General features: G+C 70.7%; 13 protein-coding genes and 3 pseudogenes. 11 read left to right on the top strand and 5 right to left on the bottom strand.

The window, feature by feature from the left end:
- Positions 1–50: 50 nt before the first annotated feature.
- Positions 51–2783 carry a pyruvate dehydrogenase (acetyl-transferring), homodimeric type gene (aceE, locus tag ABT360_RS25770; protein WP_351821031.1) on the bottom strand — a complete coding sequence of 911 codons (2733 nt, stop codon included), beginning with the start codon at positions 2781–2783 and terminating at the stop codon, positions 51–53.
- 451 nt (positions 2784–3234) lie between these two features.
- On the opposite strand from aceE, the gene ABT360_RS25765 reads away from it, so the two are divergent.
- The 3 genes and pseudogenes from ABT360_RS25765 to ABT360_RS25755 all read left to right on the top strand — a co-directional run.
- Complete coding sequence (locus ABT360_RS25765; RefSeq protein WP_351821028.1) at positions 3235–3675, top strand: DUF3052 domain-containing protein; 441 nt, start codon at positions 3235–3237, stop codon at positions 3673–3675.
- A gap of 123 nt (positions 3676–3798) precedes the next feature.
- The gene (locus ABT360_RS25760) at positions 3799–4284 is read left to right on the top strand and encodes a peroxiredoxin (protein WP_351821025.1); all 486 of its coding nucleotides are present in this window, start codon (positions 3799–3801) and stop codon (positions 4282–4284) included.
- A gap of 112 nt (positions 4285–4396) precedes the next feature.
- A pseudogene (locus tag ABT360_RS25755) lies at positions 4397–4921 on the top strand (TerD family protein); the annotation flags it as partial.
- 45 nt (positions 4922–4966) lie between these two features.
- On the opposite strand, the pseudogene ABT360_RS25750 reads toward ABT360_RS25755, so the two are convergent.
- A pseudogene (locus ABT360_RS25750) lies at positions 4967–6304 on the bottom strand (amidase); the annotation flags it as partial.
- 67 nt (positions 6305–6371) lie between these two features.
- Positions 6372–8024 (bottom strand): ABC transporter substrate-binding protein, encoded by a 1653-nt coding sequence (locus ABT360_RS25745; protein ID WP_351821022.1) that lies wholly within the window; start codon positions 8022–8024, stop codon positions 6372–6374.
- 446 nt (positions 8025–8470) lie between these two features.
- Between ABT360_RS25745 and ABT360_RS25740 the strand changes: the two genes are divergently transcribed.
- Positions 8471–8932 (top strand): DUF3237 domain-containing protein, encoded by a 462-nt coding sequence (locus ABT360_RS25740; protein WP_351821019.1) that lies wholly within the window; start codon positions 8471–8473, stop codon positions 8930–8932.
- 30 nt (positions 8933–8962) lie between these two features.
- On the opposite strand, the gene ABT360_RS25735 is transcribed toward ABT360_RS25740, so the two are convergent.
- Positions 8963–9418: a MarR family winged helix-turn-helix transcriptional regulator gene (locus ABT360_RS25735; RefSeq protein ID WP_351821016.1), complete on the bottom strand. Its 456-nt coding sequence runs from the start codon at positions 9416–9418 to the stop codon at positions 8963–8965.
- Between the two features lie 130 nt (positions 9419–9548).
- Here ABT360_RS25735 and ABT360_RS25730 point away from each other — a divergent pair, with 130 nt between their 5' ends.
- The 7 genes and pseudogenes from ABT360_RS25730 to ABT360_RS25700 all read left to right on the top strand — a co-directional run bounded on the left by ABT360_RS25730 (position 9549) and on the right by ABT360_RS25700 (position 16764).
- On the top strand, positions 9549–10460 hold the full coding sequence (locus ABT360_RS25730; RefSeq protein WP_351821013.1) for an SDR family oxidoreductase: 912 nt from the start codon (positions 9549–9551) through the stop codon (positions 10458–10460).
- Between the two features lies 1 nt (position 10461).
- The gene (locus tag ABT360_RS25725; protein ID WP_351821010.1) at positions 10462–11349 is read left to right on the top strand and encodes an amidohydrolase family protein; all 888 of its coding nucleotides are present in this window, start codon (positions 10462–10464) and stop codon (positions 11347–11349) included.
- Between the two features lie 11 nt (positions 11350–11360).
- Positions 11361–12915 (top strand): annotated as a pseudogene (locus tag ABT360_RS25720) (acyl-CoA synthetase).
- Between the two features lie 35 nt (positions 12916–12950).
- Entirely contained in the window at positions 12951–13409 is a 459-nt protein-coding gene (locus ABT360_RS25715; RefSeq protein ID WP_351821007.1) for a MaoC family dehydratase, read from the top strand.
- A 700-nt stretch (positions 13410–14109) separates the two neighbouring features.
- The gene (locus tag ABT360_RS25710; protein ID WP_351821004.1) at positions 14110–14703 is read left to right on the top strand and encodes an RNA polymerase sigma factor; all 594 of its coding nucleotides are present in this window, start codon (positions 14110–14112) and stop codon (positions 14701–14703) included.
- A gap of 5 nt (positions 14704–14708) precedes the next feature.
- The gene (locus ABT360_RS25705) at positions 14709–16256 is read left to right on the top strand and encodes an IclR family transcriptional regulator domain-containing protein (protein WP_351821001.1); all 1548 of its coding nucleotides are present in this window, start codon (positions 14709–14711) and stop codon (positions 16254–16256) included.
- A 52-nt stretch (positions 16257–16308) separates the two neighbouring features.
- Positions 16309–16764, top strand: coding sequence for an archease (locus ABT360_RS25700; protein WP_351820998.1), 456 nt, complete (start codon positions 16309–16311; stop codon positions 16762–16764).
- A gap of 34 nt (positions 16765–16798) precedes the next feature.
- Here the strand turns inward: ABT360_RS25700 and ABT360_RS25695 are convergent, their stop codons facing one another.
- Positions 16799–18208: an RtcB family protein gene (locus ABT360_RS25695; RefSeq protein WP_351820995.1), complete on the bottom strand. Its 1410-nt coding sequence runs from the start codon at positions 18206–18208 to the stop codon at positions 16799–16801.
- Positions 18209–18397: the final 189 nt, after the last annotated feature.

Genomic DNA, 18397 nt, shown 5'->3' with positions numbered 1-18397 from the left:
CACGCCCCGCACGCCCCACCGGTGAAGCCGCGCCGCCGGGCGGGCAACGCCTAGGCGTCGCCTCCCGCGGCGCCCGGGTCGGCCGCCGACACGTCCAGCAGCTGGTAGCGGTCCACGGCCTGCTTCAGCACCGAGCGGTCCACCTTGCCCTCCCGGGCCAGCTCCGTCAGCACCGCCAGCACGATCGACTGCGCGTCGATGTGGAAGTAGCGCCGCGCCGCACCACGCGTGTCCGCGAAACCGAAGCCGTCCGCACCCAGGGAGGTGTACGTCCCCGGCACCCAGCGTGAGATCTGGTCCGGAACCGACCGCATCCAGTCGGAGACGGCCACGAACGGACCCTCCGCACCCGAGAGCTTCCGCGTCACATACGGAACCTGCTGCTCCTCCTCCGGGTGGAGCAGGTTGTGCTCGTCCACCGCCACGGCGTCGCGGCGCAGCTCGTTCCAGGAGGTGGCCGACCACACGTCGGCGCGTACGTTCCACTCGTCGGCGAGGATCCGCTGCGCCTCCACCGCCCACGGGACGGCCACACCGGACGCCATGATCTGCGCGGGGATCGCCCCCGCCTGGCCGGCGCTGAAGCGGTACAGGCCCTTGAGGATGCCGTCCACGTCGACGTCCGCGGGCTCGGCCGGGTGCTGGATCGGCTCGTTGTAGACGGTGAGGTAGTAGAAGACGTCCTCGGCGTTCTCGCCGTACATCCGGCGCAGACCGTCCTTGACGATGTGCGCGATCTCAAAGCCGAAGGCCGGGTCGTACGCGACACAGGCCGGGTTCGTCGAGGCGAGCAGCTGCGAGTGGCCGTCCGCGTGCTGGAGGCCCTCACCGGTCAGCGTCGTACGGCCGGCGGTCGCACCCAGCACGAAACCACGCGACAGCTGGTCGGCCATCTGCCAGAACTGGTCGCCGGTCCGCTGGAAACCGAACATCGAGTAGAAGACGTACACCGGGATCAGCGGCTCGCCGTGCGTCGCGTACGCCGAACCGGCCGCGATCAGGGACGCCGTGCAGCCCGCCTCCGAGATGCCGTCGTGCAGCATCTGCCCGGTCGGCGACTCCTTGTACGCGAGCAGCAGCTCACGGTCCACGGCCTCGTACTGCTGGCCCAGCGGGTTGTAGATCTTGGCGCTCGGGAAGAACGAGTCCATACCGAACGTGCGGTACTCGTCCGGCGCGATCAGCACGAACCGCTTGCCGATCTCCTTGTCCCGCATCAGGTCCTTCAGCAGCCGCACGAACGCCATCGTCGTGGCGATCGACTGCTGTCCCGAACCCTTCTTGACCGCCGCGTACGTCTTGTCGTCCGGCAGCGCGAGGGGCTTCGCCCGCACGACCCGGGTCGGGACGTACCCGCCCAGCGCCTTGCGGCGGTCGTGCATGTACTGGATCTCCTCCGAGTCGCGGCCCGGGTGGTAGTACGGCGGCACGCCGTCCTCGAGCTGCTTGTCGGAGATCGGCAGGTGCAGGCGGTCGCGGAAGCGCTTCAGGTCGTCGACCGTCAGCTTCTTCATCTGGTGCGTCGCGTTGCGGCCCTCGAAGTTGGGGCCGAGCGTCCAGCCCTTGACCGTCTGCGCGAGGATCACGGTCGGCTGGCCCTGGTGCTCGACCGCCGCCTTGTACGCCGCGAAGATCTTCTTGTGGTCGTGACCGCCGCGTCCCAGGTGCAGGATCTGGTCGTCGGTCATGTTCTCGACCATGGCCCGCAGCCGGTGGTCGTCACCGAAGAAGTGCTCACGGATGTACGCGCCGGTCTCCGTCGCGTACGTCTGGAACTGACCGTCGGGCGTGGTGTTCAGCTTGTTGACCAGGATGCCGTCGCGGTCCTGGGCCAGCAGCGGGTCCCAGGAGCGGTCCCAGACCAGCTTGATCACGTTCCAGCCGGCGCCGCGGAACTGCGACTCCAGCTCCTGGATGATCTTGCCGTTGCCGCGCACCGGCCCGTCGAGCCGCTGCAGGTTGCAGTTGACGACGAAGGTCAGGTTGTCGAGGCCCTCCCGGGCCGCGATCGACAGCTGGCCGAGCGACTCCGGCTCGTCCATCTCGCCGTCGCCGAGGAACGCCCACACGTGCGACTTGGAGGTGTCGGCGATGCCGCGCGCCTCCATGTAGCGGTTCATGCGCGCTTGGTAGATCGCACCGATCGGGCCGAGGCCCATGGAGACGGTCGGGAACTCCCAGAAGTCCGGCATCAGCCGCGGGTGCGGATAGGACGACAGCCCGTTCGGGAACTTCGACTTCTCCTGCCGGAAGCCGTCGAGCTGTGCCTCGGTCAGCCGGTCCAGCATGAACGCGCGTGCGTAGACGCCGGGGGACGCGTGGCCCTGGAAGAAGATCTGGTCGCCGCCGTCGCCCTCGTCCTTGCCACGGAAGAAGTGGTTGAAGCCCACGTCGTACAGGGACGCGGAGGAGGCGAACGTGGCGATGTGGCCGCCGACACCGATACCGGGGCGCTGCGCGCGCGACACCATCACGGCCGCGTTCCAGCGCGTGGCGTTCAGTACCTTGCGCTCGATCTCCTCGTTGCCGGGGAAGAACGGCTCGTCCCTGGTGGCGATGGTGTTGACGTAGTCCGTGCTGCGCATCTCGGGCACGGCCACGCGCTTCTCGCGGGCCCGCTCGATCAGGCGGAGCATCAGGTAGCGGGCCCGCTCGCGGCCGCGCTCGTCCACGGCGGCGTCGAGGGAGTCGAGCCATTCCTGGGTCTCTTCGGGATCGAAATCCGGGACCTGGCTGGGAAGGCCGCCAATGATGATCGGGTTGCGATCGGATCCGGAAGCCACGCTGTTCCTTCTGTTCGGTGGAGCCTACGGGGAGGGGAGTGTCAGCAGTGCGGTCGCGCCGCCACCATCGTGTACCCCGAGGCCGTAAACGTCATCTTTACCGAGGGGTAACCCCCACGGGTCGCCGTATCCGGGCCCGGGTCACCGGAAGACGCTGGTCAAATCGCAACCTTACGCCCAACCCGACCATGTGTTCCGATCGGCCGTTCGTCCACCACGGGCGCACGGAAGGAGTAGAAGCGAATAAAGTGGGTCAAGAGCCGTGGTGTGTATCACGGGCGCGGGCGGGAAGCTGCCTGGAGTTGCGGCGAGACGGCCCCAAAAGTCACCGTTTCGACGGTCTCGATCGCCGGGTACTTGCGCGATCCGCCCCGCACGTGTGGACTACGCCCAATGCCACGCGTACGCGCGCGGCCGAAGCACTTCCCAAAAAACGATCAGGAGGCAAGCCGTGAGCGCGACCGCGGACCACGCGGAGGAGCGGACCAACCCGGCGGCAAAGCTGGGGTTCGAGCCCGGACAGGTGGTCCAGGAGATCGGCTACGACGACGACGTCGAGCAGGAGCTCCGTGAGGCAATTGAGGCCGTCATCGGCCAGGAGCTCTTTGACGAGGACTACGACGACGTCGCCGACGTCGTGCTGCTGTGGTTCCGCGATGACGACGGCGACCTCACGGACGCGCTGGTGGACGCCATCGGTCTGGTCGACGAGGGCGGGGAGATCTTGCTCCTGACGCCCAAGACCGGCCGTGACGGTTACATCGAGCCCAGCGACATCAACGAGGCCGCCCAGACCGCCGGCCTCTCGCAGACCCGGAGCATCAACGCGGGCAAGGACTGGACCGGCAGCCGCCTGGTCACGCCGAAGGCGGCCAAGACCGGCAAGCGCTGAGTCCGTTCCCCCGCCGGCCCAAGGCCACCAGGGCCCCCGCGACATCCGTCGGCGGGGGCCCTTTGCGTAGGGTGGGACCCCACGAGACCCCAGGGGAACCCAGCGAAGGGAATGCTTGCTGTCATGGCGATCGACACGATCGAGACGACCGCGCCTGTCCAGGTCGGCACCAAGGCCCCGGACTTCGAGCTGAAGGACAACCACGGACGTACCGTGTCGCTCGCGGACTTCCGCGGTGAGAAGAACGTCGTGCTCCTCTTCTACCCCTTCGCCTTCACCGGTGTCTGCACGGGCGAGCTGTGCGCGCTCCGCGACGAGCTGCCGAAGTTCGTCAACGACGACACCCAGCTCCTCGCCGTCTCCAACGACTCGATCCACACGCTGCGCGTCTTCGCCGAGCAGGAGGCCCTGGAGTACCCGCTGCTGTCGGACTTCTGGCCGCACGGCGAGGTCTCGCGCGCGTACGGCGTCTTCGACGAGGAGAAGGGCTGCGCGGTGCGCGGCACCTTCATCATCGACAAGGAAGGCGTCGTCCGCTGGACGGTCGTCAACGGCCTGCCGGACGCCCGCGACCTGAACGAGTACGTCGCGGCGCTCGACACCCTCTGAATCTTCGGCGCAAGTGCCTGCTCATGACGGGAACCGGTCACTAGGATCCAGTCGTTGATCCGATGCCAACGCACGATGGGGGCGCTGCCCCTGAAAACCAATGGAGGGACTCGTGGGAGTCAGCCTCAGCAAGGGCGGCAACGTCTCGCTGACCAAGGAGGCCCCGGGCCTGACGGCAGTCACCGTCGGTCTGGGCTGGGACGTCCGCACCACCACCGGAACGGACTTCGACCTCGACGCCAGCGCCATTCTGGTCAACGCCGAGGGCAAGGTCCGCAACGACCAGGACTTCGTGTTCTTCAACAACCTGAAGAGCGCGGACGGCTCGGTCGAGCACACCGGCGACAACCTCACCGGTGAGGGCGAGGGCGACGACGAGCAGGTCAAGGTCGACCTCGCCAACGTCCCGGCCGACGTCGCCAAGATCGTTTTCCCGGTGTCGATCTACGACGCCGAGACCCGCCAGCAGTCCTTCGGCCAGGTCCGCAACGCGTTCATCCGCGTCGTGAACCAGGCCGGCGGCGCGGAGATCGCCCGCTACGACCTGAGCGAGGACGCCTCGACGGAGACGGCCATGGTCTTCGGCGAGCTGTACCGCAACGGCGCGGAGTGGAAGTTCCGCGCGGTGGGCCGTGGCCGCATGGAGCAGCAGGTTCTCGCGGAAGCGTCCGCCGATGAGCTGGACGCCGGAGGGGAGCCCGTCCCTGGTGCCCGTCGGTACCGCCATCGCCGGGAACCCGAGCACGGGGACCGCCTGCATGGGCCACTGGGCGGCGAGGAGTTCGCGTACGCGGCTGTCGCCGGCCAGGTCCGCGTCCTGTTCGAACGGGGGTTCCGCCGACACGGGCGTCAGCAGGATCCGCTCGTCACCCAGGTACTGCTGGAGCCGGGTGATGAGGGTGCCGCGCCGCGCGTAGCCCTTGATGTAGGCGTCCAGCGTGGGGCGCTCGCCCCAGGTCTCGGCGGCGGCCGCGAAGGAGGAGGCGAGCGAGAGCCGTACGGTGTCGTCACCGAACCGTTCGATCTCCGGCATCATCGTGCGCAGCTCCTCGTAGAGCAGCAGCGACCACAGCCGGGCCGCCTCGGCCAGCAGCGGCAGTTCCACCTCTTCGACCTCGTAGCCCGCTTCGGTCAGCCATGCGGCGGCGCTGTCGATGGCCGCTTCCACCGCGGGGTGGGGCTTGGCCAGTCCGACGTCTCGGACGACGGCGACCTTCACCGGGCGGGGCTCCCCGAGCGGCGGGCGCGCGGGAAGGCCGACCGGGTCGAGCAGGTCGGGTGTCACCATGGCGTCGAGCGCCAGGCGGACGTCGTCGACGGTCCAGCCCAGCGGTCCGTGCACCGCCATGGTCTGGAAGGACATCGGGGCGTCGAACTCCCCTCCCCCGGCAGGCTCCGTGGCGGAGACGAGACCCACCGTGGGCCGCAGGCCGACCGCTCCGCAGCAGTAGGCCGGGAACCTGATGGAACCGCCGATGTCATTGCCCTGGGCGATCGGCACCATCCCGGACGCGACCGCGGCGGCCGCGCCGCCCGATGAGCCTCCCGGGGTGTGGGCGGTGCTCCACGGGTTGAGCGTCCTGCCGTGCAGGTCGTTGCCGGTGAACCAGCGCACGGCGAAGGCGGGGCTGTTGCTGCGGCCCATGAGGTTGGCGCCCGCGCGGCGCAGTGCGGCGACGCATGCGGCGTCGTCGGTGGCGACGGCGTCGGCCCAGGCCGGGATGCCGTGCGAGCTGGCGTACCCCCGCTGCGAGGTGTTGATCTTCGTGGAGACCGGGACGCCGTGCAGCGGCCCTGCGGGCTTGCCGGCGGCGAGCGTGGCGTCGGCCGCCGCGGCCTGCGCGAGTGCCTCTTCGGGGCGTACGTCCACGAGGGCGTTGAGGGCCGGGTTGGTTGCGTCGATCCGGCGCAGGAACGCCTCGGCCACCTCGGTCGCGGTGAAGGCCTTGTCGCGGATGCCTGCTGCCAGTTCGGCGGCCGAGTGGTCCCACAGTGGCTTCTCGCCCGGGGTGTCGGTCATCGTTGTCTCCTGATGCGTGAGGGGTCGGAGTGGCGGAGTGGGCGAAGCGGGCCGAGTCGGCCGTGGGTCACTTCTCGGTGCCGCCGAGGTGGGCGGCCCAGGGCATCCCCATATAGGCGAAGGACGTGGGCGCGCCGCTGATGCGCTTGTTCATGAACATCCGTTCGTGGGTGGTGGCGAGGTAGATCACCGGGACGGTGGGGGTGAAGAGTGCCTGTGCTTCGGTGTAGGCCTTGGCCGCGGCGTCCGGGTCCGAGGTCGTGCGGGCCTGCTGGAGCAGCCGGGTGACCTCGGGATTGTCGTAGCCGGTCCAGTTGAACAGTCCGCGGGGGGTCACCATTTCGGACACGTAGGCCGCCGGGTCGGGCGCGGCGACGTACCCGAAGGTGAGGACCAGGTCGATGCCCTGCCGGACGGAGGGGTCGTAGAACAGGGAGGACATCTCGGTGGGCTGGAGCTGCCGTATCCGTATCCCCACTCCGAGCTTCTTGGCGGCGGCCTGGAGGAACGTCAGGATCTGCAGGCCCTTCTGGTCGCCCGCGGGGATCGCCGCCACCAGGGGCTGCGACACGGGGCCCACCTGGTCCATCAGCTTCCCTGCCCGCTCCAGGTCCGGCTTCGGTGCGTCGGGCAGCGCCTTGTAGGCGGCGTCGAACCGGTCGGCGGCCCGGTCGCCGCTCCAGGTGAGTGGCGGGACGAGCGACTTGAGGGTGGTGGCGTCGCCGCCGAACACGTTCGTGATGAGTGCGTCCCTGTCCAGGGCGAGCGACAGGGCGTCCAGCAGCCGGCGGTCCGCGGCGGGCGACGTCGCGCTGCCGGGGACCAGCAGGACGTTCTGGGTGGACGGACCGAGGAAGGTGGTGCCGTTGCCGGCCCTGGCGAGCGCGGTGCCGCTGCTGGGTGGCAGCTCGTAGGTGCCGTCCACGTCACCGGAGAGAAGGGCGCTGGTCAGCGTGTTGCTGTTGGTGATGAATGTGAAGACCAGTTCGTCGGCCTTCGGCTTGAGCCGGGCGTCCCAGTAGCTGTCGTTGCGTTCGAGGGTGATGCTGTGGCCGGACTTCCATGAGGCCGGCTTGAACGGTCCGGTGCACATCAGTCCGCCCTTGGCGGTGCCGTAGGCCGCGCCGGCCTTCTCGGTGTAGGCCTTCTGACTGACCGCGCCGAAGGACGTCGCCAGCGCCTTGGGCAGGCTCTGGTCGTACGTCTTGGTACGCAGTGTCACCTGGTTCGGCCCGGTGACCTTGATCGACGTCACCCCGGCGAGGTAGTGCCCGTACAGCGCCTGGGTCTTCGGGTCGGTCTGCCGTTCGAGGCTGTGGACCACGTCCTGCGGTGTCATCCGGGAACCGTCCCAGAACCGCACATCCGGCCGGAGGTCGAGGACCAGGGTGCGGGTGTCGGTCCAGGTGGTCTTCCGGGCGAGGCCCGGGCTCAGGGAGAAGTCCGCGTTCATCCGCGTCAGGGTGTCGCAGAGGTTCGCTCCGACCGTCTGGGGCGAGTAGTCACCGGTCTTCGCCGGGTCCAGTGTCGTCGGCTCTCCGTACGGCAGTGCCCAGGTGACGCGGTCCACGGTGCCGGTGCCGGGCGGGGTGGTGGTGGTCAGCCGTGCGGGCCGGGGTGTGCCGTTGCCCCCGTGGGAGGTCGAGGTGGCGGTGCAGGACGTGGTGACCAGCGCACCCACGCTGATGAGCACCGTCAGCACGTGTCTTCTTGCGGCCATGGCTGATGCTCCTTGCCGAGGCGGAGGAAGGGGGGAGGAGCGCTCGCCGTCGAGGCGCGGGGGTGGCGGCAAGCCTTGATAAACGAACGTCATATAACGCTGTTGCACGTCACGCTTGCATCAGGCGGGCGAACGAGTCAAGACCCTGGCGCCGTCTTCGCGGTGATCCGGCGACGGGACCCGGACCGGGGGTGACACAACCGCCCGAGGGGGGTAGCTTCTCGCTCCGTACCGCCGCGCCGCGCATCGAGCAGCCCACCGCGCGGCCCGACCGGTGGCGACAGCACCCTCCCCCACGGCACGGCACCGCACGCCGCCGTCGCTGTCGTACGGAGCGGCACCCGCTGTGCTCGCCACCCCCCCTTGCCGGTCTGCGCGCCTCTGCGCACCGGACCGTCGCCCCCTTGGCGTACGCCACATCCCACCCACGGAAACGGAGTCACACCGTGCCTTTCACACCCGCCCTCACCTACGCCTTCGAGATCCGGGCCGAGATCGCACCGACGCTCCACATCGGCCACGGCGAGGGAGAGACCACCGAGTTCACCCCCATCGTCGGAGGCAGTGTGGAAGGGCCGCTGTTGCGCGGAAAGGTGCTGGCGGGCGGCGGCGACTGGAGCAGCACCCGGGGCGAGGTCTGCGAGCTCGACGCGCGCTACTTGATCCAGGCCGATGACGGCGCGGTGATCGACATCGTCAACCGGGGCTACTACCGGCCCAGGCCCGACAGCCCGGACCAGTACGACGGCGACCTCCAGGTCTCGGAAGCGGGCCACTACTACCGCACCTCACCGGCCTTCAGGACGGACGCGCCCGCGCACCGTTGGCTCGCCGAGACGGTGTTCGTGGGACTCGCCCGCCCCGTGGGCGACGACGTCGTCGCCATCCGCATGTACGCGGTGCGATAGGGCCCCCGCACCGCCCGCGCGGGACCGGGATCAGGACAGGGCCCGGTACGCGCGGTTGAGGGAGTCGCGGAACAGCTCGGCTCCCTCCGCGCCGAGGTCCCGGACCATGCGTTCTTCGAGCCGCCGCGCGGGTTCGGCGTACTCGGCCAGCACACCGCGGCCGGCGTCGGTGAGCAGGACGACCTTCTCGCGCCGGTTGCGGGGGTTGGGTTCACGGCGGATCAGGCCGCGGCCCTCCAGGGTGCGGACCATGTCGGCCATGGACTGGGCCGTGACGAAGGAGTCCCGGGCCAGCTGCGCGGCGGACAGCCCGTCGTGCCGCTCCAGGACGGTGAGCGCCGTGTACTGCAACGCCGTGATCCCGGCGGGCTTGAGCAGTTCTTCGAGACGTGCGCGAACCACCAGTTCGGTCCGCTTGACCAGATAGAGCAGCGAGGGGCCCCTGCTCGCCCCGCCGTCCGCCACAGGCTTCACATCCGCCCCCACGTCACGCCTCCCCGCATTGCCGGCCACTCTCCGGTGCTGCACCAGCCTAGGCCATTGACAGGAATCCTGATAATCAGCACACTCCGAACCATCAGGATTCCTGTCGATCGTCGAGTAGTGAGGTGCGCAGATGGATCTCCACGGGAAAGTCGCCGTCGTGACCGGAAGCGGACGCGGGCTGGGACTCGGTTACGCCCAGGCCCTCGCCGCCGCCGGGGCCTCGGTCGTCGTCAACGACATCGACCGCGCGGTGGTCGACGCCGCGGTCGGCACCATCACCTCCGCGGGCGGCAGGGCCACCGGTGTCGTCGCCGCGGTCGGCGGCAGCGCGGCGGCCGACCAGCTGGTGGACACGGCCGTACGCGAATTCGGACGCCTGGACGTGCTCGTCACCAACGCGGGCATCCTGCGCGACCGCGTGCTGTGGAAGATGACCGACGAGGACTTCGACGCCGTGACAGGGGTTCACCTCCGCGGCACCTTCACCTGCGCCCGGGCGGCCGCGGTGCGGATGCGCGAGCAGGGGACAGGCGGCCGTCTCATCCTCATCTCCTCCCCGGCCGGGCAGCGGGGCAACTTCGGCCAGACCAACTACGCCGCGGCCAAGGCGGGCGTGGTCGCCATGGCGCGGACCTGGGCCATGGAGCTGGCCAGGGCCGACATCACGGTCAACGCCGTCGTTCCGGTCGCGGCCACCGAGATGACCAAGACCGTCCCGGCCTTCGCGCCGGTCATCGCCGAAGCCGAGCGCACCGGCGAGCCACTGCCCGACTGGCTGCGCAGGGACGAAGGCCTGGGCACGGTCGACGACGTCGCCGGGCTGATCACCTTCCTCGCCTCCGACGCCTCCAAGGGCGTCACCGGGCAGGCCATCGGCATCGGTGGGGACCGGCTGGCGTTGTGGGCGCACCCCAAGGAGAAGGCGGTCGCCTTCGCCGACGGTGGCTGGAGCGCGGAGGCGATCGCCGCGGAGTGGTACGAAGGCGTCGGCGCCGAGCCCGAGACGTACGGCATCCCGGCTCCCCAGGCACCGGAGGCCTGACATGGGCGACCTCGCGCTCGACCTCGCGCAGCTGACCGCCATCGACGTGCACACCCATGCGGAGGTGTCCAAGGACGGTCACGGGTCCTTGAGCCCCGAACTGTTCGGCGCCTCCGAGGAGTACTTCAAGGCCCACGGACACCGGAAGCCGACCATCGACGAGATGGCCTCCCACTACCGCGAACGCCGCATGGCCGCCGTGGTGTTCACCGTGGACGCCGAGCACGCCACCGGGCATCCGCGCATATCCAACGAGGAGATCGCCGAAAGCTGCGCCGCCCACGCCGACGTGCTCATCCCCTTCGCGAGCGTCGACCCCCACAAGGGCCGGGCGGGCGTGCGGGAAGCCCGGCGTCTGGTGGAGGAGTACGGAGTGCGCGGCTTCAAGTTCCACCCCAGCATCCAGGCGTTCTCCCCCGACGACCGACTCGCCTATCCGCTGTACGAGGCGATCGAGGAACTCGGCGTCCCGGCCCTGTTCCACACCGGGCAGACCGGCATCGGCGCGGGCGTCCCCGGGGGCGGCGGCATCCGGCTGAAGTACTCCGACCCCATGCTCGTGGACGACGTCGCCGTGGACTTCCCCGAGCTGCGGATCATCCTGGCCCATCCGTCCTTCCCCTGGCAGGACGAGGCGCTGGCGGTCGCCACCCACAAGCCGTTCGTGTACATCGACCTGTCCGGCTGGTCGCCGAAGTACTTCCCGCCGCAGCTGGTGCGGTACGCCAACACCCTGCTCAAGGACAAGGTCCTCTTCGGCTCCGACTACCCGGTCATCACCCCCGACCGGTGGCTCGCCGATTTCGAGAAGCTGGACATCAGGCCGGAGGTCCGGCCGAGGATCCTCAAGGACAACGCCGCCCGCCTGCTCGGCCTGCTCAAGGACTGAAGGGAGGCGCCGTGTTGAACCAGGGCATCGGCTCCTGGCCGGCCCGCCGGGCCCGCAAGACCCCGAACCGGATCGCCGTCGTCCACGAGGACCGTTCGTCGACCTACCACGACCTGCACCAGCGAGTGCTCCGGCTGGCCCACGCCCTGCGTGCCCTGGGTGCGGGCCGGGGCGACCGGATCGCCTACCTGGGCCCCAATCACCCGGCATTCCTGGAAACACTGTTCGCGGCCGGTGCGCTGGGAGCGGTGTTCGTACCGCTCAACACCCGCCTTGCGGCGCCGGAGTTGGCGTACAACCTGTCCGACTCGGGAAGCACCGTGCTCGTACGCTCCGGAATCGGCCGAGGTCGCCGGCGCGGCCGCCGCGGAAGCGGGCGTACGCCACCGCGTCACCCTGGGCGCGCCCGCGGCCGGTGTCCTCCACTACGAGGAACTGCTCGCGGGCGGCGGAACCGGGCCGCTGGACGAGACCGTCACCCCCGACGACCCATGCCTGATCATGTACACCTCCGGCACCACGGGGCGCCCCAAGGGCGCCGTCCTCTCCCACGCCAACATCATCTGGAACAGCGTCAACGTCCTCGTGGACACCGACCTCGCCGGTGACGAGGTCACCCTGGTCGCCGCCCCGCTGTTCCACACGGCCGGGCTGAACATGACCTGCCTGCCGACACTCCTCAAGGGCGGCCGCGTGGTGCTCCTCGGCGCCTTCGACCCCGCCCGCGTCCTGGAACTCGTCGAGAGCCGGCGCGTGACGTACATGTTCGGCGTTCCCACCATGTACGACGCCATGGCCGCGAGCTCCCGCTGGGCGGACACCGACCTGTCCAGCCTGCGCACGCTCAACTGCGGCGGCGCGCCCGTCCCGGCCCGCACCATCGCCGCCTACCTCGACCGCGGTCTGGCCTTCAGTCAGGGCTACGGCATGACCGAGGCCTCCCCGGGGGTCCTCTACCTGGACCGGGAACAGGCCTCCGCCAAGGCCGGCTCGGCGGGCGTACCGCACTTCTTCACCGACACCCGCGTGGTGCTGCCCGACGGCCGTGACGCCGCACCGGGCGAGCGCGGCGAGATCCTCGTCAGCGGCCCCAACGTCATGTCCGGATACTGGGGCCGGCCCGAGGACACGGCGGCCGCCTTCACCGACGGCGGCTGGCTGCGCACGGGCGACGTCGCGAGGACGGACGCGGACGGGTACGCCTACATCGTCGACCGGGTGAAGGACATGTTCGTCTCGGGCGGGGAGAACGTCTACCCGGCCGAGGTCGAGGACGCGATCCTGAGCCACCCCGCCGTCGACGAGTGCGCGGTCATCGGCGTGGCCGACGAGGTCTGGGGCGAGGTCGGCCGCGCGGTGGTCGTCCTCAGGCCCACGGCCGACGCCACCGTCGCCACCGACGCGCAGGACGTCCTGAACCATCTGCACGGCAGGCTGGCCAAGTACAAGATCCCGAAGTCGGTCGTCTTCGCCGACGCCCTTCCCCGTACGGCCACCGGAAAGATCGTCAAACCCGCCGTGCGCGCCACCTACGCCGGTCGCCCGGCGGCCCCGGACCACTCCTAGGTTCCCGGAACTCTCCCACCCCCTAAGGAACTCCCATGCCCACAACAGCCCACGGCCTCGACGAACTGGCCTCCCTGAGCGGGACCGACCTCGGCCGCACCGCATGGCGGGAGATCACCCAGGACCGGGTGAACACCTTCGCCGATGCCACCGATGACCACCAGTGGATCCACACGGACCCGGAGAAGGCCAAGGAGGGCCCCTTCGGCGCCCCCATCGCCCACGGCTACCTGACCCTGTCCCTGATCATCCCCCTCTTCAACGAGCTGCTGGAGATCACCGGCATCTCCATGAGCGTCAACTACGGCCTGGACAAGGTCCGCTTCCCCAGCCCGGTGCCGGTCGGCTCCAAGGTCCGGCTGCACGCGGCGGTCGGGCCGGTGGAGGAGGTCAAGGGCAACGGCGTACAGATGCCACTGACCTTCACGGTGGAGGTCGAGGGCAGCGAGAAGCCCGCCTGCGTGGCCCAGGCGGTGTACCGCCACTACGCCTGACCGTCCGGCCGTCGGACCGCCTTACGGCCCTGCCGCCTTGCTGCCCTACGGCACTACCGGCCCACCGGCCTTACCGCCGTGCCGGAAACGCACGGACGGCGGCGGGCTGTCGCGGAGGGGCACGGCTGGCCGTCCGGCTGAAGGGGGCGCCGCCGACCGCGGGTGTCGGTCGCCCGGGTGCGCGTGCGCCTCGGTCTTCACGACCACGAGCCGCCCGGGCGTCCGGGCTCATGACCCCTGTCTACGACGACGCTCCCCGCTCCGCGGCCCGGCGGCCGACCAGTCCGACTCCGCTCCCAACCTGCTCGGAACAGATCAGGCTGCGCCGTCGACCGAACATCTCCGGCCTTCTGCGATCACGCGTTAATGTCCCGGCCCACCGAGGCGTCCATGGGTGACGGCGCAATCCGCGCCGCGCTCTCTTACGGAAGATCGGGAGCCCTTGCATGACGTCGTCCCTGGAGTGGGTCGGATTGGTCACGGCCGCGTTGAGCGCGGTGCACGCGCTGGGCGCCGTGCGGCGTCGGCCCTGGAGGCGGCTGACTCGGCGGACACCGGGCGCGGGCAACGGAGTGGAGCAGGAGCTTTGCGGGTGCCTGGTGCCATGGGTGGTGCGGTTCGAGGCGGCCGACGGAAGCGTACTGACCGTATGGACGGTGCGACCGGCCCCAGGAGGGTGTCGCGAGGAGACCGCCCTGTGGTGAACGACGTACCGTCCGGCGAAACACTTCGGTTGCGGGGGGACGTGGGGCAGCGACTGCTGGAGATCTATCCGGCGTACATCGAGCGAGCGCCGTACGCCCTGCGCCGGAACTTCGGCATGTCACTGGTCCAGGGCCAGGACGTGGCGCAGGAGGCGTTTCTCCGGGTGACCCGCGCGTGTCTGACCGGGCGGGCCGTACCGGGCAAGCACCTGATGGCCTACCTGCTGGGCGCGGCGTACAACCTGGCCGTCAGCACGTTCCGCCGGGAGCGGACGGTGCTGGTGGCGGACACCGTACTGGCCCGGTTGCAGGAGCGGCGGTTGCCGCCGCCGGCCATGGACCTGCGTGTGCTGCACGAGTTGGTCGTGCCCGCCATCGAGGAGATGGTGCCCGGGTCGCGGAAGCGGATCGTCGAACTGCAGGCCCGGGGGCTGGAGGACAAGGAGATCGCGGAAGTGCTCGACATATCCCTGGAGAACCTCAGGGTCCAGCGGCACAACGCGATCGTGGAGCTGCGGCGCAGGCTCCGACGGCATTGCCGCCCACAGCGGCGGAAGGACACGGCGGTGCACGGAAAGGGAATCAGGTGAGTGATGTGAGCAGGTACGACGGTCCCCGGGGCGACTGCTCGGAGCCGCCGGTTCCGGCCGGGCTCACCGAACTGCTGCAGGAGCTGGAAGGGCCGGAGGACTTCTGGGACCGGCCGCACGACGTGGGCGGCCCCGCCTCGGAGGATGCCGCCGAGGCGGAGCGGTCCCTGGCGAACTCCCTCTACCGGCTGGGGACCAAAGCCCTGCGCCGCGACGAGCTGGCCACCGCGGCGGACTGGCTGGGGCAGGCCGCCGAGCGGGGTCATCCCGGAGCGCTGTTCCGTCTGGCGGTCGTCGTCCACCGCCGGTTCGGGGACGAGGGCCGGGACGATGCCGCGTTCCTCGTCGCGGAAGCGGCGCGGCACGGTCACGGTGATGCCAGGGCGATGCTGTGCGGCACCGCGGCAGGGGCGGCGGAGGCGGAGAACCCGGCCCAGGACCCGGAGTTCGTGGGCGAGGTCCGTACCGTCCTCGGCCTGCCGCACACCGCGTCCTCGCTGAGCGAACGCCCGGCCGTGCCGCCGCCGTGCGGTGCCCGCCCTCGGGCAGGCGGGGCCGAGGCGGGGGCCGGTTCCGGTGCGCCTCGGGTGCGGGACGGCGCGCATGCCCCGGCCGGTGGGCTGTGGGTTCCCGGCCGCCCCGGGAGCAGTCGGCTGTGGACCCCGGCCCCCCTGCGTCCCGCGTCCCTGACCGGCCTCGCCCAGCACGTGCCGTCCGCGCGGGAGTCGGCTCAGCGATGGCAGCAGGCCATGCGGGTGCTGGACGTGCTCCATGCCATCGGCGGCGCGGAGGGACCGATGAGCGCCGTACAGATCGGGCGCGACACGGGCCTGGACGCGTCCGCGCTGGAACACCTGCTGGCCTGGCTGATGGAGCAGGGCCTGGTGGCCGCCCCGGAGCCCGGTACGTTCACCGCGGGTCCGCTCCTTCGCGCATGGGCGGACCAGGAGGGCACCGCACGCGAGAACGCCCTGCGGGAGGTCCTCTCCGAGCTCCGGGACAGGGTGGGTGCGGCGGTGTACGTGAGCCGCTACACCGACGGGGAGGTGCGGATCACCCAGTACGCGGCCGGCCCCGGCACCCCGGCGGTGCACGAGTGGGTCGACTTCCGCGAGGCGGCGCACGCCAGCGCCGTCGGCAAGAGCCTGCTGGCGCAGCTCGATTTCGCGGGGCGTATGGACCACCTCCACCGGCGCCGCCCGGTGCCTCTGACACCGCGCACCATCACCGACCATCGCCACCTGTTCCAGGCTCTCGACCACCACGGTCCGCACGCGGCCCAGTTCGACCTGCTCGAGTACTCCAACGACGAGGTGTGCGTCGCCTTCCCGCTCACCGTCGCCGGTCGGGCGGGATGTGTGGCGCTGTCGCTGCCCGTCGCGCAGCAGCACCGGCTGCTCGAAGCGGCCGACGCCCTGAGCAACCGCTCGGCGAGCCTCCTGGCGACCCTGTTGCTCGCGCAGGATCCGCCGCAGGACGAGTGCGGCGCGGGCGGGGCCGCCGAGGGTGCGGAGGCGTTCGTCCCCACGGGGGCGCCGCCCGCCGCGGAGTAACCGGTGCCGCTTCCGATGCATGCGGGCGGGGCGAGAGGGGCACGCGATCGGCATGGCCGGTGACACGGACGACGACATGCGGATCCGCCGCCCCGGGGCGAGCGGGCACCGGGCGGTGCCGCACACGGCCGACGTGCGCGTCGAGGCCTGGGGCGCCAACCGCGAGCAGTGCCTGGTCGAGGCGGTGCTCGGGATGGTCGAGTGCTTCGCGGACCTTACGGGGGCCCGGGCGACCGCCATGCGGCAGGTACAGATGGCCGAGGGCAGTGACGACGACCTGCTGGCCGCGCTGCTGGACGAGGTGGTCTTCCGGCTGGAGGTGCACGGCGACGTGCCGGTGGACGTCGAGGTGGAGACGGTGGACGGCGGGCTGGACGTCCGGATGGCGGTGACGGACGTGAGCTCGGTGCCCATCATCGGCGCCGTGCCGAAGGCCGTTTCCTGGCACGAGCTTCATCTGGCCCCGGACGCCTACGGGTGGTCGTGCTCGGTGACGGTCGACGTCTGAGGCCCGTACGGTCGTCGGCGTCCGAGGCCCGGGCCTAGCCCTTGACCACGCCGAGCGGGACCAGGCGGGCCACCTTCCGGCACAGGCCCGCACCCTCGCTCGCCTCCACGACCGCGGTGACGTCCTTGTACGCCTCCGGGGTCTCCTCCGCCAGGCCGCGCCACGACACCGGCCGCACGGCGATGCCGTCCGCCTCCAGCCGCGCCCGAAGCTGCTTGCCGCCGATGGTCCGGGCGGCCTGGTGGCGGCTCATGACGCGGCCCGCGCCGTGGCAGGTGGAGTGGAAGGCGTCGCCGCCGGGGACGCCGGTGAGGACGTACGAGGCGGTCCCCATGGTGCCGGGGATGAGTACCGGCTGGCCCACCGCGCGCAGGTCCCCGGGCAGCTCCGGGTGTCCGGGCGGGAAGGCCCGGGTGGCGCCCTTGCGGTGCACGCAGAGCCTGCGGGGCTCACCGTCCACCGGGTGGGTCTCGACCTTGGCGAGGTTGTGGGACACGTCGTACACCAGTGAAAGACGGGCGTCCGCCTCTCGGCGGAAGACCCGGCGGGCCGCCTGGGAGAGCAGCTGCCGGTTGGCGCGGCCGTAGTTGGCGGCCGCTGCCATCGCCCCCAGGTAGGCGCGGCCCTCCGGCGAGTCGACCGGGGTGCAGGCCAGTTGCCGGTCCGGCACGACGATCCCGTACCGGGCCATGGCCCTGTCCATCACCCGGACGTGGTCCGAGCAGATCTGGTGCCCGAGTCCGCGCGATCCGCAGTGAATCATCACGCACACCTGGTCGGCGGCGAGCCCGAACGCGGCGGCCACGGCCTCGTCGTAGATCTCGGCGACCTGCTGGACCTCGAGGAAGTGGTTCCCCGAGCCGAGGCTGCCGACCTGGCCGAGCCCCCGCTCGCGCGCCCGGTCGTTCACTTGGTCCGCATCCGCGTCGGCGACGGCCCCGCCGTCCTCGCAGCGCCTGAGGTCGCGTTCCTCGCCGTGGCCCTCTTCCACCGCGTACCGGGAGCCGCCCTGAAGTATCCGTTCCAGCTCAGGGCCGCCCAGCCGCCAGACCCCGCCCGGTCCGGCACCGCGTGGGATCACCCGGCCCAGGCCGTCCATGAGCGGGCGCAGCACCGGTTCCAGGGCCCGCCGGTCGCAGTCGGCGGCCAGCAGCCGCACCCCGCAGGAGATGTCGAAGCCGACGCCGCCGGGTGACACCACGCCGCCGTTGTCGATGTCCGTGGCGGCGACTCCCCCGATGGGGAATCCGTAGCCCCAGTGGATGTCGGGCATGGCGTACGAGGCGGCCACGATGCCCGGCAGCGTCGCCACGTTGACCACCTGTTCCAGGGACTTCTCCGCGTCACGCAGCAGCTCCCGGGACGCGAACACCACTCCGGGCACCCGCATGTCTCCCCGGCGGCCGATACGGAAGCGGTAGGGGCGCTCTTCCACGTACTCCATCGCAGCCTCCAGAGGCGGCGCGCGGCACCGGCACCGTCTGCCGCGTTTCCCGCACCGCCCCGGATAAACGCGCCACCCCGCCGCCACCCCGCCGCCGCCTCACCCGCCCGGCGTCGCCGCGACCCCGTCGCGATCACCTGTACGGAGGGGTCCTTGGACGTCACGGAGGCAACCGGGCGGTTCCACGTC

This window comes from Streptomyces sp. NPDC000229 (genome assembly GCF_040300825.1).
Classification (GTDB): domain Bacteria; phylum Actinomycetota; class Actinomycetes; order Streptomycetales; family Streptomycetaceae; genus Streptomyces.
This window is presented reverse-complemented; position numbering and strand designations above follow the sequence as displayed.

What these genes read in the sequence shown, in the direction of transcription:
- ABT360_RS25745 (WP_351821022.1), bottom strand. Translation starts at nt 8,024, where the DNA reads ATGGCCGCAAGAAGACACGTGCTGACGGTGCTCATCAGCGTGGGTGCG.
- ABT360_RS25715 (WP_351821007.1), top strand. Translation starts at nt 12,951, where the DNA reads ATGCCCACAACAGCCCACGGCCTCGACGAACTGGCCTCCCTGAGCGGG.
- ABT360_RS25695 (WP_351820995.1), bottom strand. Translation starts at nt 18,208, where the DNA reads ATGGAGTACGTGGAAGAGCGCCCCTACCGCTTCCGTATCGGCCGCCGG.
- ABT360_RS25725 (WP_351821010.1), top strand. Translation starts at nt 10,462, where the DNA reads ATGGGCGACCTCGCGCTCGACCTCGCGCAGCTGACCGCCATCGACGTG.
- ABT360_RS25730 (WP_351821013.1), top strand. Translation starts at nt 9,549, where the DNA reads ATGGATCTCCACGGGAAAGTCGCCGTCGTGACCGGAAGCGGACGCGGG.
- ABT360_RS25700 (WP_351820998.1), top strand. Translation starts at nt 16,309, where the DNA reads ATGGCCGGTGACACGGACGACGACATGCGGATCCGCCGCCCCGGGGCG.
- ABT360_RS25760 (WP_351821025.1), top strand. Translation starts at nt 3,799, where the DNA reads ATGGCGATCGACACGATCGAGACGACCGCGCCTGTCCAGGTCGGCACC.